The organism is Bacillaceae bacterium S4-13-56 (assembly GCA_040191315.1).
Classification (GTDB): domain Bacteria; phylum Bacillota; class Bacilli; order Bacillales; family JAWJLM01; genus JAWJLM01.
The window spans coordinates 23682-39094 of sequence record JAWJLM010000012.1; the positions used below are offsets into that span (position 1 = coordinate 23682).

Genomic DNA, 15413 nt, shown 5'->3' on the forward strand with positions numbered 1-15413 from the left:
GATATCCCTAGCATTCCATGTCTTCGCGGCACCCTTAAACGGTTCAATTCTTATCTATATTTTCTTTTAGAGCACCTTCAACTAATACCTTTGCTCTTTCACACTGTTCCCCAACAACGATTCTTAGCCTCTCCCATATTTCATTTAACTGTTCTTGGCTTAATTGCGAAAGGGCTTCTTTAGGATTCAAAAAACTCACCCTATCCACTAACCCCTCAGTGCCAGGGGCAGTCCCAATCTACTCTAGACCGACTTCATTTCCATAATTATGTCGGATATACTTTTTACTTTTACACCAGTGTATTCCGGATAATCGAGTTCAAAGAAATCAATAAATATCGTTTGCATCTGCAAGTGGATGGCAGGTGCTATTTCGTTAACATAATTATCCCCAATCGAAAGAACCTTTTCAGGGGAAATTTGATAGTGTTCCAATAGCCTTGCAAAATGATTCTTTGTATACTGTGGTTTACGGGCCTCCGTAATAACCTCTTTAAAAATACCCACAAGATCTAAGAGCTGTAAAAGCCGATGCACATCGTCTTCTTGACTATTTGTGAGCAGAACCAGTTGCTTTTTTTCCCTTAAATTCAACAACGCCTCACGCAATCCTGGTATTTTTGTTAATTGAAATTGATCTGTCGCCATAAAATTCTTTGTTTTCACGTAAGACGTATGGGTATCAACCACTCCGTAATGTCTCGCACACACATTTGGTAGCCACCAGCCATCACCAATGGCAATCATCGAATCAAAATCAAAGCTGATTGGGTGAGGATAAAGCGTTCGAACTTCATTCTCTTCTAGCTCGACCCCTGTCCATTTCCAAGCCTGAATCACGGTTGAATCCATCGAATCTACTTTTAAAACATGGTCTCTTACCACATCATACACTTTTCCTATGGTTACAATATGTTCCCCAGCGACGATTTTTTCATATTCTTTACTGAACTCAGGCCATAATGCTTCTGGGAGCTCCTGTTTTAATTGTTCTGCATAATACTCAAAATGATCGGTGTCTTCATATAAGGTCCCATCAAGATCAAAAATAAATAATTCACTATCTGTTAACAAATTACCCATAACTACCTCCCAGTTGGGACACAGGGAAAGGCTCACTGTCCCTGACCCTAAAAAGTATAGGAGACGCCAAAACAAAGTACCTGCCCCTTTGTCCCCATTTTTTTGTTATATTACCCTGTATTTTGACATTATTCTATAAAATCACAAATGAATTTACTTAATTTTCACAATTCCTTTATGTTAACTTAGCATTCGGTCAGTAGAATAAAACATGTCACCTCTTCAACTAAATGAGCTGACTTCCATCAGGAGAAGTACCCCCTTTTTTCTACTGATGGTTAGGTATGTATGCAAAGCCTGATTGATTTCATCCAATTAGGCTTTGCCATTTTCGGCAGTTGAGCTCGTTAGTAGTTTCGTAGTTTCCATTTGCAGCATACGAGGAATTTCATTTGCAGCAATAGCGAAGAAATTTATTGCCGAACACTAGCAAAATGAATAGGAGGTCCCATCTTTGAAGCTACAGTTAAAGAACTTAACGATGAAATTTGACGATATCATTGCCGTTAATGGCTTAGATGTAACCATTAATGAAGGAGAGCTTGTCTCCCTGTTAGGTCCCAGCGGTTGTGGAAAAAGTACGACGCTTTTTATGGTGGCGGGTTTATATAAGCCTACCTCTGGAGAATTGTACTTTGGCGATCAACTCGTAAATGAAATTGAACCAGAAAACCGTGAAATAGGAATGGTTTTCCAAAACTATGCTTTATACCCGCATATGACGGTGTTAAAAAATATTATGTTTCCATTAAAAATGGCTAAAGTCCCGAAAAAGGAAGCAGCCGAACGTGCTGTTGAAATGGCCAAGCTAGTTCACATTGACCATCTGCTTGACCGAAAACCGAAGCAACTTTCTGGAGGACAGCAGCAACGCGTGGCCATCGCTCGAGCACTTGTCAAGCAGCCAAAACTTTTACTCTTAGATGAGCCGCTTTCAAACCTAGATGCCCGACTTCGCCTTGAAATGCGCGAGGAAATTCGCCGCATCCAGCAGGAAGTTGGGATTACAACAATTTTTGTCACACATGATCAAGAAGAAGCGATGAGCATCTCGGACAAGGTATTGCTCATGAAGGATGGAAAATTCCAGCAGTATAGTCACCCGCAAGAGATGTATGATCAGCCTGTTAATTCATTTGTCGGTTCTTTCATGGGAAATCCACCGATTAATATGATTCCTGTTGTTTTTGATAAAAATCAACAAAGTGTGCACCTCAGCAGTAACGGAGAATGCCTCAAGCTCCCTAGTCACACGAGGCTCGATCTTCCTTCTGGAAAAGAGATGCTATTAGGAATAAGGCCAGAGGATTTCACACTGGCTAACAGCGATACGGATGATGGTTTCCTGACCGCGAAGGTGGAGGTGATTGAGCATATCGGTCGTGATACACTCCTAAATGCCACAATAGGGGATCAGCCGATTCGCGCCTTAGTTCAGCCTGATGTAACCGTTCAAAAAGGGGACAAGGTGAAGTTCACAATCCGAAAGAAACATTTTCACTTATTTGATGCCCAAACAGAAATAAACCTGCTTAGGAACAACTTATAAAGGAGGGCCACTGTTGAAGCAAAAACCAACTTTACAATCAACATTGAAAGCCCTTCTCTATTTAGCACCTGCTCTAATTATTTTAGGGGTTTTCAATATTTATCCCATTATCAAATCGTTTTTAATGAGCTTTTATACGGACTATGACTACTTCAAAGACATTGTCCATGAATATGGTTTTGATAACTTTATGTTTATTTTTAATGATTCCGAGTTTTGGGTCGCGATGAAAAATACATTTATTTTCGTTCTTGGCGTCGTGCCCATGTCGATTCTTCTTTCACTCGGTATTGCGATTCTATTAAACTCCAAGATTAAATTTCGCGGAATATTCCGGTCGATTTACTTTTTACCTTTCGTCACTTCGGTTGTTGCCGTTTCCATCGTCTGGCGCTGGATTTACCATACCGATTATGGTCTATTCAACTACTTTCTCGGCCTGTTCGGAGTTGATCCAATTCAATGGTTAACCGACCCACAATGGGCGATGCCGGCACTGATTATTATGAGTATTTGGAAAGGCTTAGGCTATAACATCATCATCTTTTTAGCCGGATTGCAAAATATCGATCAACAATATTACTTAGCCGCCCAAATGGATGGGGCAAGACCTTGGAAACGATTTTTGCATATGACTGTTCCAATGCTGTCCCCTACGACTTTTTTTGTCAGCATCGTAGCAATCATCAATTCCTTTAAGGTCTTTGATGAAATCTTTGCTTTGTTCAACGGAAAACCCGGACCTGCATACAGTGCGCAAACCATAGTCTATTATATCTATGAAAAATTTTACAACGAATGGGAATTTGGCATTGCCTCCGCTGCTGCCTACATTCTTTTTATCATTATTTTTATTTTTACCCTTGTCCAACTATACATTGGAAAACGCAGGGTGACTTACTAGTGGAAAGGGGAGAAACGAATGCAAAAGGCCGCTTTATCAAAAGGATTCATCTATCTCATTCTCATTCTTGGAAGTGCTTTAATGCTTTTGCCGTTTATTTGGATGGTTAGTACATCTCTAAAATCTGCGGGTGAAGTAATGAGGATGCCACCTGTGTGGATTCCCTCTGACCTTAAGTGGGAAAACTATGCAATCGCATGGGAGATGGCGCCATTTGCTAGATATACACTGAATAGTTTAATCGTCACCATCTTATCGACAATCGGCGAACTGCTAACAACGATTCTCGCCGCTTATGCCTTTTCACGAATTCACTTTTATGGCCGTGACATAGTCTTTGCCGTTTTACTTGGAACAATGATGGTACCTGGTGAGGTTCTATTAATCCCGAACTTTGTGACACTATCAAACCTTGGTTGGATTGATCAATACGAAGCACTGATTGTTCCATGGCTCGCAAGTATTTTCTCCATCTTTTTATTGCGTCAGTATTTTTTAGGGATCCCGCAAGAACTTTCGTATGCGGCGAAGATGGATGGATGCAGTAATTTCCGGTTCCTTTGGACAATTATGGTTCCATTAGCGAAACCAGCGCTAATAACAATCGCCCTTTTAAAAGCAATTGGCAGTTGGAACGCCTTTTTATGGCCACTAATTGTGACCCAATCAAAGGAAATGCGCACGCTACCTGTCGGACTCACCTCCTTTAGTACCGAGGCTGGGACCGTCTATGAATTACTCATGGCCGCATCAACCATGATTATTCTGCCAATGATTATTCTTTATTTAATTTTACAAAAATACATCATCGAAGGTGTATCGAAAGCTGGGATTAAAGGCTAGCACCATTTAAACCATTAAGGGGGGTGGTACTTCAACTCAAGCATCGTCCAGGTTCGATTTTGTATATTACTAAACTCAATTTAGGAGGATAAAACTTTGAAAAAATTATTCATGTCAGTTTTCACTTTATTATTCGTGCTCATCTTAGCTGCATGTGGAAATAGCGAGGCATCAACTAATACTGAAAATGAAAGCTCCGATTCAGAGAATGGCTCTGAAGAAGTGGTCATTGATTCACCGGTTGAAATTGAATTTTGGCACGCAATGAGCGGTGACCACGAGAAAGTTTTAACGGAAATTACAGATGATTTTAACGGTTCTCAAGAAAATATCACGGTAAAACTTGTAAACCAAGGCAGCTATGATGATTTGTCTAAAAAGAATATGGCCGCTGCAAAAGCAAATACTCTCCCTGTTATGACTCAAGCTTATGAAGATTGGATTACCGAATATCTTCAAAATGATTTAGTTGCAGACATAACTCCATATGTAAATCATTCAGAGTATGGTATGAGCGAAGAAGAATTAAATGATATCGTCGATGTTTTCCGTGAAGCCAATATTTGGGATGGAAAATATTATGGATTGCCTTTCAACAAAAGTACACGAATCATGTTCTACAACGTTGACTACCTAGAGGATGCTGGTGTTGAAGTACCAAAAACTTGGGAAGAACTTCGCGCTGCTTCTGAAAAGTTAACTGGGGAAAAAGACGGGAAACAAGTCGTTGGCCTTGGTTTAGAAAACTCTGTTACTTTAGAATTCAACCAGTGGGTTCACCAAGCTGGCGGAGAATATTTTAATGAAGCTAGCGGGGAGTTCATGATGAATTCTCCTGAAGGAAAAACGGCTTTAGAATTTGTAAATCGAATGATTCAAGATGGAATTGCACGTACAGCTGGTGAGGATGGTTATATGTCTGGGCCATTTACTCGTGGAGATGTAGCTCTTTATATCGGTTCTTCTGCGGGTATCCCTTATGTTGCCGGTCCAGCAGAGGAAAATGGGATTAACTGGTCTGCTGCCGTTCTACCTGCTGGTGAAGAAGCAGCCACTCCGTTTGCCGGAACGAATGTTTCCATTTTTGCCTCCGCTTCTGATGAGGAAAAACTAGCTGCTTGGGAATACATGAAATTCCTTATCAACACTGAAAACACAACGAAATGGGCTATGGCTTCTGGTTACTTGCCAGTCCGCTACTCTGCTTTAGAAAGTGAAGAATGGAAAGCTTACACTGCAGAGAACCCTGCATACGGTGTTGGTGAACAGCAATTTGATGCTGGGTTCTATGATCCACGTATTGTTGGTGCCTATGGTTTGAAAAATGCAGTCGCGAAGGAACTTGATCGAGTACTACTTGGCGAGTTAACCGTTGAGGAAGGGTTAGAAGCAGCGGAAGCAATGGCCAATAAAGAACTTGGGAAGTAATGGAACAAACAATTAATAGTAGGAACCTGGATATTTTTCAGGTTCCTACGTTTTTACGATTAACTAAAAGGATGTGTATCTTTGATGAGCAAAACTACTTTAACATTTTATAGTGGACTTCGAACTATCGGCGGGACCATTATTTCCTTAGAATATGGAAATTCACGGGTTCTTTTTGATTTTGGATTCGTCTATTCTCCTGCTTCAAATATTTTTGACGGCCAAGTCCAGCAGCGTCCATCTGCTTTTATACGAGATTATTTAAAATTAGGGATGCTTCATAAGATTGACGGCATCTACCATAAAGAGGCACTCTTACACGAGCCTTCCCTTCTTTCTGCACAAGAAGATCAGCGCGAGACCGCGGTACTTATCTCTCATTTGCATCTGGACCATATGGGTGCTATGGGGGCGATTGATGCCTCAATTCCTGTCTACATGACCAGTGATTCTCTTCGTTTATATGGAGCATTAGAAACGGTTGGTGAAGGAGTATCCAGTTCACGTAGTTATCAAAGCTGCGAATATAATCAGGCTTTTTTTGTTGGAGACATTAAAATTACTCCGCTCATCGTTGATCATGATGTTCTAGGGGCTTGTGCCTATCATTTGGAAACACCAGATGGCGCAATCGTTTATACTGGTGACCTCAGAATGCACGGAGCTCATCCGGATCGCATTGAATCGTTTATCAAGTCGGCAAAAGCTAAAGGCTTCGATGCGGTAATCATGGAAGGAACCACTCTAAGTGGAGATGAGGAACCTACAAGTGAAGAACTTATGGCTAGTCCCCTCCTCCCTAGTGACCTTGTAACCGAAAAAATGATTCCGATTAAAATGGGAGAAATCCTAAAGGATACAAAGGGGATTGGTATTTTTAATATTTATCACCGCAATATGGACCGCATTCAAGGTATAATCGAAGCCGCGAGAATTTCGAATCGGAAAGTGGTATTAGAGATTTCAACGGCTGAAATCACAAGCAAATTATTAGCTCAGGTTGATTTCTTTATTTATGAATCAGAAGATTTGCGACAAGCAAAGGCAAATAACTCCTTGCCTGAATGGCAGGTTAAACTGTTAGACACCTTGCCTACCGTATCTTATAAAGATATAAATGAACATCCAAACGAATTTTTCGTGCAAAATTCGTATCAGCATTCATTGGAGCTTTTCGATCTTCACGTTAAAGATGGAATTTACCTTCACTCTAATGGAGTACCTTTAGGCTCTTTTGACCCTGCTTTTGAAAATCTTGAGAAAATCTTACAAAATATCGGCCTTGAACGGATGGAGATTGGCACCGGCGGACATGCAATCCCTCAGCACTTGAAGTACATCGTGGACGAACTGGATCCTGCCATTTTAATTCCGCTTCATAGTTTTCATCCTGAACGATTGAAGTCCAAACATGGCATACAACTATTGCCATCCTATGGAGTAACCTATATCTTAACTGGTGGAAAGATGACCGAAGAAGTGAAATAGGACAAGGGCAGAACAAGGGACAGGTTAGGTTCACTGTCCCAAAACAGTCTCTATCCATTCTCCAAAACATCTCCCACCTTCATTAATCAATCGCATAATTAAAATGCCCTTGATATCATAGGCTTTCCGATACTTTTCCCTAGAGTAGTATAAAAACCGATGAAGCTAATCCCACCGGTTTTGCGTTTATAATGGCTATTTTAATGCCATATATTTGTCGTTTTCACTCTGCGAAAGTTGAGCAACTACGATCCGTTTTTTATAAAGTACCCCCCCACAGCTTACTAAACTAGTAAATTGTAGGGGGGGTTAAGTTGGTAAATATGTTGGCATTAGTCGGTAAATCCCTTTGGCGTTCACCGGTAAACAACATGTCACGAGTGGTAAAATCGAGTGGCTATAAGCATATACATCTTATTATTTGAAAAGTCCTCTGCTGCGAGTGAAGAGCATATAGCTTTTTCATTTTGCGGAATATGACACTATTACCCTTTAAAACATTAACGCTTCACACTTTAGCTGAGCTGGGGTTAGGCCACAATAGTCAATGTCCCAAAAAAAGAACCAGACCAATTGAAGGTCTGGTTCTTTAAAATTTTACTTTTAAGCTGCTTCTTCTTCTTTTACGGTTTTTTTGTTTTTTGCGATTCCAATTCCAAAGATTCCAGCTAGGATTACGAGTATAACAGAGATGAATGCTGCTGGTGATGAGAAGATTTCAACAATACCACCAAGTACAACGCCAACTACCCCGAAATCCGCATCTCCGAAAGTAGTTCCCTCAAATCCAAGAATACCAAGAACTGGAAGGAGCAAGGCTGGTAAGAAGCTGATAAGGAATCCATTAGCCATGGACCCAAAGATGGCGCCTCTTCTACCACCTGTTGCATTTCCAAATACCCCTGCTGCTGCTCCAGTAAAGAAGTGAGGAACAAGTCCTGGGACAATGACACTTAATCCAACGAGTGGAAGTAAGAACATGCTGATTAAACCTGCGATAAAGCTAAATAAGAATCCAACAATTACAGCATTATTTGCAAAAGGGAAAACCGCTGGGACGTCTAATGCTGGAATAGCATTAGGAACAACCTTATCTGCAATACCCTTAAATGCTGGAACAATTTCAGCTAACAACATACGTACACCGGCAAGGATGATATAGACACCTGCAGCAAAGGTTAAACCTTGCAAGAAAGAAAATACCAAGAAGTTGGTTCCTCCGCTTAATTCCGTTTCAATAAATGCAGGACCTGAGAATAAAGCTACGATAAAAAAGAGAAGAAACATAGTTAACGATACGGCAACTGAAGTGTCCCGTAAAAATCCAAGAGACTTAGGAACTTTTAGCTCTTCAGTAGATTTAGAGTTTTTGCCAACTTTAGAACCCACAAAGGCAGAAACAAAATAACCAATAGTTCCAAAATGACCAACTGTAAAGTCATCTGTTCCAGTTACTTTACGTGTATAAGGTGTAATAAGAGCAGGCATTAGAACCATAAGAGATCCTAAAATAATTGAGCCAATAAATACAAGCGGTACGCCAGATAATCCTCCAGTCATTAATATAACAGCGATCAAACAAGCCATGAACATCGTATGGTGTCCAGTAAGGAAGATATATTTAAATGGAGTAAAACGAGCTAATAGAATGTTAACTAACATACCGAATAACATGATCATGGCTGTTTCTGTACCAAACGCATCTTGGGCTAGAGCTACAATTGCCTCATTGTTTGGGATAACCCCATGAATGTTAAAGGCATCTTCAAACATAGCTGAAAAGTTACTCAAAGAACCAACGATGACATTAGCTCCCGCACCTAATATAACAAACCCCATAACCGTTTTTAATGTGCCAGAGACCACATTCGTAATAGCCGCACGTTGTAAAAGCAATCCTAAAAGTGCAAATAAACCAACTAATATTGCAGGAGTACCAAGTATGTCATTCATGATTAAATCGATCATAAATTAAACCCTCCTATAGATTGTTTTCTAATGCTTCACGAAGTTCCTTTTTATCCATAATGTTATTTAACTTGATAAGATTTCGCTTCCCATCCTCTAAATTTTCAAGTAAATCGGCTGCCCCTAAATAGTAATCAGCATCTTCTGATTTACTTGTAGTTAAATCGGTATGAGAAACTTCAGCCTCAATACCTAACTCTTTTAAAATGGCTTTTACATTCATTTCTACAATAAAACTGCTTCCTAATCCGTTTCCGCAAACTACTAATATCTTCATATAGCAAATCCTCCTTCTATACAGCTGAATATTTGTTAATATATTCCATGATTTCTTCCTCGTTTTTTGCTTTCATCAGATTTTCCAAAACGCCCTCGTCGGAAAACATGGTGGACAACTGTGCCAATGCTTTTAAATGCTTTTCATTGTCTTCAGCTGCTAGGACTACGATCAGCCTAGCTCGATGCTTTTCTTTTTCTGAAAAATAAACACTATCTTCTAGTCGCAGAAGACTCATGCCTATCTTTTTGACTCCACACTCTGGTCGAGCGTGAGGTAAAGCAATCTCTGGAGCAATGACAATATACGGTCCCAGTTCTTCTACATTGGCAATCATCGCATCTACATAATCCTCTGTAATGCTTTTATTAACAATCAATGGCTCAGAGGCGACTCGAATGGCTTCCTTCCAATTAGCTACCTTGGATTGGTATTGAATGGTTTCCTTCGTAAGCAATTCATTTAACACAGGTTTTTCCTCCCTGATCATAGTTGTACTTTGGTCCAGGCTGAATAATAAAGATAAATCTTGAATTAGTTCTTTTTCATTTATGATGGAAGTATGCTTTCTTACAACATTCATGATGGTATGAAGGGTAGGAGTTCCTATTTTTTGATCTAAAGAAAAATCACTAAAGTTATTAACAAATGATAAAACTGCTTCTTTGTCCCTATCTGTCAGAATGGGATTGACGATGAGTACAGGATGCCTTTTCTTGTTGACAGAAGATGTGGCAAATACAAAGTCTACGTCATACTCTTTGCTTTCATACTGCCTTTTGGAAACACAACCAATAATGTCAACGGCAGCAATCATTTTTTCTAACTGTCCCCACAATATGTTAGATGTACCCAGTCCATTCTCACAAACGATAATGGCCTTTTTTCTTTGAACTGGCTTTTTTCCTTCCCGTTGAAGCCAACCACCCAAATGCATAGCTATATAGGCTACTTCAGAATCATCTACTGGTCCTCCAAGTAACTCCTCAAATCTACCAATAGACTTCTTTGTGAGTTTAAAAATATCAGGAAACTCTTTCCGCAACTTCTCCGAGGTTTCATCTCTCAAACTAACATTATACTTAATCCGGTAATACGCTGGTTTTAAATGCTTGAACAGTGAGGCTTCTAGCTGCTCAACATCATGGAAAAGAACAGCGGCATAGTTTTGAAAATCCTGAACAATATCCTTTACCGTTAAGCGTAACTTATCCATTTCTTTACTTTGGTTTTGCTCCAGTTCAGAATAGTTTACCTTTGAACCCAAGAGATTCATCGTAATAAACCCAATTTCGTTGCTAGAAATCTGAATGTTATAAGTCCTCTCAAGCTTTAGAGCAATATTCTTCGCCGCTTGGTATTCCTTAGTCGATCTTAAAACTTCCTGTTCATCAGCGTCAACTTGAATCCGATATCCGAGCAACAACCTTTGAGTAATGACCAACAATTTCAAGGCAAGAAGATGAACCATTTCGTCTGTTAGTTCAATAGATAGCTCTTTTTCACAATCTTCAATAAAAATCCTCATCCTGTTGAGATGGAGAGAAAAATCTTTGGTTTCCAAATCACTTCCATGGAGAGACAGATTAATCTGCTGATCTATCAAGTTATTCCAATCATTCTTTGTAGTGATTAACTCTGCTAGATAGTTTACTAACAGCCCCCTCTTATCCTCTTCTTTACCTATCACCTTATAGCCCGTATTACGTTGAAAATTCACATTTAAATTTTCATTTAAAAAAACACGTTTGATTTCTTTCAAATCACTTGAAACCGTTGCTCTGCTAACCTGTGTCAATTCCATCAAATCCTCCATAAACACATCACGTTGATTGGTTAGTAGCTTAATAGCAATTAAGGTTATTCTTTCTTCTTGACTGTAAAAATACTGAACACTACTTATTTTACCTATTAAGTTAGAAGCAACTTTCCTTGATTCTTCTTCTAGATAATAACCCTTCCCATATTGCTTCTTGACAGGCTCCAAATGATTTGATTCAAGCCAGTCATTAATTTTTGGAACATCATAATAGAACGTTCGTTTGGAAATACCCAATTGGCTCGTCAGCCAATCCACAGATACATACTCATCAGAGTTTAAAAGTGCTGTAATGATTTGTGTACACCTTTCATCTAACGTCATATTATCCAACCTTTGCACTTGTGCAATTTTAGACTTTTTGAAAATAGTTAATTAACTATATATCCATATTATAAAACCTACAATTAAATGATGTAAATGCTTACAAAACCTTAATTTCGTATAAACCAATTGTGCAAAATTATACTATTAATTGATTGGGTTTACTATTTTGTCTAAAACAAGATAATAGAATTAGCTAATGTAAGTATAGTTAAAATTATACAAATAGTTACAATGAATTTAACACATAGAAAATAAGGAAAAAATCATGTTAATATTCCTAAACTTATTTAAAAAAGAAAATAATAATACTGTTTTACCGTAATAGAGGAAATAAGTATTTTTCCATGTCAGGTGTTGCTAATGGCAACCTTCCATGTAATACTTGGTAAATCACCATGATTAATTGTGAAACACCATTAAAACACAAATTTTATTATTAGTTTATCTTGGTATATTAATGGATAAGTCCAACTTTAACCAGGAAGTGCCAGGCACACCAGGAACCATTTTTCCCCCTCAAGAATATGTTAAGGGTAAAAGCCTAAAGGATGAATGAAAATGAACATTTCATTACCAGTCAACATGATTACCATGAAATCTAGCTATGGACCAAACAAGGAAATCTACTACCCTAAAATAATCAGCATGCAAAACGAGCAATTACAAAACAATATAAATCAGTCAATAATAGGCGAAACCCAAAAACTTATTAATCAACAAATGGGAGAAATGCCCTCACCATTGGTAGAAATGCTTGGAACTTACGAAATGAAAAATAACCAGCGCGACGTTCTTAGTTTATTATTTTCAAATTATGCTTACCATTACCATGCTGCACACGGGATGACCTATCTAAAATCGTTAACATTTGATTTAATAAAAGGTACATCATGCACACTTCATGATTTATTCAAACCTGGAAGTAATTATATCGAACAAATCTCAATCCAAATTCAAAACCAAATAAACCAACGTGAGATTCCAACACTTACAGAGTTCAAAACAATTAAACCCAATCAAGAATTTTACATCGCAGACAAAACACTAGTAATCTACTTCCAACTTTACGAACTTACTCCATATGTGTTTGGGTTCCCTATGTTCCCAATCTCTGTTTACGACTTACAAGATATTATCAATGAAAACGGACCACTCGGTCGAATGGCAGCGAACAATTAACGGACAAAGCAGAGTGGGATTCCAAGATACTAACAGCATCTCTCTAGCCCCTTATCTGCTTTTGGAAATATTATACAAAAAAGTACTCTGAAAACATAACCGGACGTATTGCGTTTAGCAAGGCACTTCTCTCAACAAGCTTAGTAAAGTGCAAGCACCCTTCGAAGATCACTCAATGAAGCTTTTTCGCTGAAGCTAGATAAATTTCACTCTCCCAAATTATAAAAAGTGTAACTATTTATATAAACACCCGGTCATAACCGAGAGATACATTTAATGAATCGCCTTTATTCTTCCAACCGACCCATCCTCAAGCCTAACTTTAATTCCATGTGGATGAGTTGCTGAATTCGTTAAAATATCTTTAACTACTCCCCTTGTTAGCTTGCCTGATTTTTGATCTTGTTTTAAGACAATATCAACCGTAAATCCAACCTGTACATCTTTTCGATTCTTACCGTTCAAGAAAATCATCCCTTCTTGTATTATTGCATTCGATATCCTTGCTGTGTTGTTCTTATATCACTTAATTTACGTTATTATAGAGTAAACCAACTGATGTTTTCTGTTAAGGGGGAGGATTAGTCAGCATTCTCCCTAATTCGGAGCATCACGGTGACTATAGATTTTTCACAACTTCGAATTCCAATAATCCACAAACGATCGATATCTATCTTCCTCCGTAAAAAACGGCAAAAGCTGCTCTCCTCTCAAGCGATAGGCATGAATAGTAGGAATTCCTTCTCGGTAAGCTTTTTCTATCCGGTGATTCCCATCTATGACATTAAACATACCCGGCCGAATCTCTGCCAGCAAAATAGGGTTTGTTACGTCTACCGTTGGAAGATGTCCCTCATTAATTGAACCATGATGAAAATGGGACTTGAACCAGTCCTCTACATCCATCACCTCTTCCTCTACCCGAATACCACCAGATTCAATTTGCTCCAGAATTCTCGTGATATTAAAATAAAAGAATCCATTTCTGAATACTTCATCCCCTTCATATGTCGGTAAAGGCTTATAATTCCTATTCAACTCGATTCTTCTATCAACAGTCATCTACTCACCCTAAACTCTCGCTTAATATTTACAAGATTATTATACAACCTTTTCTTATCCTTTATTAAAAACGAGAATATATTATTAAAGAACCCCCTTCAACCCTCAACCGTTGTTACCATCCTAGACGCACTCGACCTCACCTACGAAGAATTTCATCAAGAAGTCAAAGAAGAAACGCCCAAACACATAGCCAAACTGAACAACCATAAGAAAACCAGACCGCAAACAAAGGGTCTGGTTTTTTCTCTAAGAATAATATTTGTTTTTTTTGGTATCCGATATTAAATATTAATCAAAAAATGCAACTAAACTGCAATGGTTAGCCAATTTTTTTGCCTTTTTGGGGTGCAATGTTACCTTATCTAAAGAATCATGAATTTCTGCATGATATTCATTATCTTGTAAAGGAGCATAAACAAGATGGGTACCTATATCCATACAAAAAGATGCATCAACACTAACTAAAGCCCTTCCCAATGCGTTTAATAAAGGCCGAGATAACTTCTTGCTCATCTCTTCCACCATCTCTATCCACAGATACACCTTTTGAATCTTTAAATAGAGCTGACGCTGGTCTCCCCTGCTCATTTTTCCAAAAGTTAGGATTTTTTTAACCTTCCTAAACAAACATTCGTTTTTGTCAATTGTTTCCTTCATAGAATTCACTTACAATCTCGTTAATTTGGTTTTTTTCTGTAATTGATAGGATGTCTTCTTTCTCATCATCATTTCCATTCATATAAAATACATTAATTTGGTTTTGAAAAACTTCAAATTCTAAATACTCCCCATTTTCCTTTTCGTATTCTAATTGAATACTATTCCTCCCTGTTGGAAAAACATCAGGTTGCTTAGTTAATGAGCTTACTATATCTATACAAAATAAAATTATCTCTCTATCAAAAGGTAGACCTTGATTATTATTCCAGTTTAATTCTAATTCTTTAAACGAATAAAGTTTTTGTAGATTAAATCGTTTTTTTTGATATTCTTTAACCTGTTTATAATATTGTGTATTTAGTCTTTGGGTGGATGCACTTTCTAAATTTCTTACTAGCGAAGAGGTAGATAATGTAGAGTTTTCCCTAATTTGAGGAGTATACATAGGAAGAGTATCATAAGCGACAAAAATTATGATTTATCTCCTCCACTCTGATCTTCTTTTTCTAAAGTATCAATATGTTTTCCTAACCAATCATATAAAGATTTTGCAGAATCAAGATTCATAACTACACCTGTAGACACGTATCTAATAACATTTGTTTTATGGTTTTCTGGTTCTAGCTCAGGCTCACCAATAAATTCACCTTTTTCATTTATAAACCTTTTCTCTTCATAAGGAATAGGATTTCTTTCAAAATAAAAATTCATTACAATTTCACCTCTAGGATTAATCCCACCATATGCTCCATTTGAGTAAAATGGATTATAATCCTCAGGAAACTTATATTTAAAATTAATAAAAACCTCTTCTTTCATTGCT

Annotated in this window: 16 protein-coding genes; 6 read left to right on the forward strand and 10 right to left on the reverse strand. The window is 38.1% G+C overall.

The window, feature by feature from the left end:
* Positions 1–43 precede the first annotated feature (43 nt).
* Together RZN25_05555 and RZN25_05560 are read right to left on the reverse strand one after the other, a co-directional pair.
* Positions 44–190, reverse strand: a complete 147-nt coding sequence (locus tag RZN25_05555; protein ID MEQ6376290.1) for a hypothetical protein — start codon at positions 188–190, stop codon at positions 44–46.
* A gap of 53 nt (positions 191–243) precedes the next feature.
* A complete protein-coding gene (locus tag RZN25_05560) occupies positions 244–1083 on the reverse strand; it encodes an HAD family hydrolase (GenBank protein MEQ6376291.1) in 840 nt (279 codons plus the stop codon).
* A gap of 454 nt (positions 1084–1537) precedes the next feature.
* Here RZN25_05560 and RZN25_05565 point away from each other — a divergent pair, with 454 nt between their 5' ends.
* The 5 genes from RZN25_05565 to RZN25_05585 all read left to right on the forward strand — a co-directional run bounded on the left by RZN25_05565 (position 1538) and on the right by RZN25_05585 (position 7295).
* Positions 1538–2632, forward strand: a complete 1095-nt coding sequence (locus tag RZN25_05565; protein MEQ6376292.1) for an ABC transporter ATP-binding protein — start codon at positions 1538–1540, stop codon at positions 2630–2632.
* A 13-nt stretch (positions 2633–2645) separates the two neighbouring features.
* The gene (locus RZN25_05570; protein MEQ6376293.1) at positions 2646–3536 is read left to right on the forward strand and encodes a sugar ABC transporter permease; all 891 of its coding nucleotides are present in this window, start codon (positions 2646–2648) and stop codon (positions 3534–3536) included.
* Positions 3537–3554: 18 nt separating this feature from the next.
* Positions 3555–4379, forward strand: coding sequence for a carbohydrate ABC transporter permease (locus RZN25_05575; GenBank protein ID MEQ6376294.1), 825 nt, complete (start codon positions 3555–3557; stop codon positions 4377–4379).
* Positions 4380–4475: 96 nt separating this feature from the next.
* The gene (locus tag RZN25_05580; GenBank protein MEQ6376295.1) at positions 4476–5807 is read left to right on the forward strand and encodes an ABC transporter substrate-binding protein; all 1332 of its coding nucleotides are present in this window, start codon (positions 4476–4478) and stop codon (positions 5805–5807) included.
* Between the two features lie 84 nt (positions 5808–5891).
* Positions 5892–7295 carry an MBL fold metallo-hydrolase gene (locus RZN25_05585; GenBank protein MEQ6376296.1) on the forward strand — a complete coding sequence of 468 codons (1404 nt, stop codon included), beginning with the start codon at positions 5892–5894 and terminating at the stop codon, positions 7293–7295.
* Between the two features lie 603 nt (positions 7296–7898).
* On the opposite strand, the gene RZN25_05590 is transcribed toward RZN25_05585, so the two are convergent.
* From RZN25_05590 to RZN25_05600, 3 genes are read right to left on the reverse strand one after another with little or no spacing between them, the layout of a single operon-like run.
* Positions 7899–9263: a PTS ascorbate transporter subunit IIC gene (locus RZN25_05590; GenBank protein ID MEQ6376297.1), complete on the reverse strand. Its 1365-nt coding sequence runs from the start codon at positions 9261–9263 to the stop codon at positions 7899–7901.
* Between the two features lie 13 nt (positions 9264–9276).
* On the reverse strand, positions 9277–9540 hold the full coding sequence (locus tag RZN25_05595; GenBank protein MEQ6376298.1) for a PTS sugar transporter subunit IIB: 264 nt from the start codon (positions 9538–9540) through the stop codon (positions 9277–9279).
* A 16-nt stretch (positions 9541–9556) separates the two neighbouring features.
* A complete protein-coding gene (locus RZN25_05600) occupies positions 9557–11683 on the reverse strand; it encodes a BglG family transcription antiterminator (GenBank protein MEQ6376299.1) in 2127 nt (708 codons plus the stop codon).
* Between the two features lie 561 nt (positions 11684–12244).
* Here RZN25_05600 and RZN25_05605 point away from each other — a divergent pair.
* Entirely contained in the window at positions 12245–12865 is a 621-nt protein-coding gene (locus RZN25_05605; GenBank protein MEQ6376300.1) for a DUF3298 domain-containing protein, read from the forward strand.
* A 273-nt stretch (positions 12866–13138) separates the two neighbouring features.
* Here the strand turns inward: RZN25_05605 and RZN25_05610 are convergent, their stop codons facing one another.
* From RZN25_05610 to RZN25_05630, 5 genes are all read right to left on the reverse strand, one after another.
* Entirely contained in the window at positions 13139–13330 is a 192-nt protein-coding gene (locus RZN25_05610) for a YwbE family protein (protein MEQ6376301.1), read from the reverse strand.
* A 165-nt stretch (positions 13331–13495) separates the two neighbouring features.
* On the reverse strand, positions 13496–13927 hold the full coding sequence (locus RZN25_05615) for a hypothetical protein (protein MEQ6376302.1): 432 nt from the start codon (positions 13925–13927) through the stop codon (positions 13496–13498).
* Between the two features lie 291 nt (positions 13928–14218).
* Positions 14219–14596 (reverse strand): hypothetical protein, encoded by a 378-nt coding sequence (locus RZN25_05620; protein MEQ6376303.1) that lies wholly within the window; start codon positions 14594–14596, stop codon positions 14219–14221.
* The gene (locus RZN25_05625; protein MEQ6376304.1) at positions 14571–15035 is read right to left on the reverse strand and encodes a hypothetical protein; all 465 of its coding nucleotides are present in this window, start codon (positions 15033–15035) and stop codon (positions 14571–14573) included. The genes RZN25_05620 and RZN25_05625 overlap by 26 nt, the downstream gene beginning before the upstream one ends.
* A gap of 26 nt (positions 15036–15061) precedes the next feature.
* Complete coding sequence (locus tag RZN25_05630) at positions 15062–15409, reverse strand: hypothetical protein (GenBank protein ID MEQ6376305.1); 348 nt, start codon at positions 15407–15409, stop codon at positions 15062–15064.
* Positions 15410–15413: the final 4 nt, after the last annotated feature.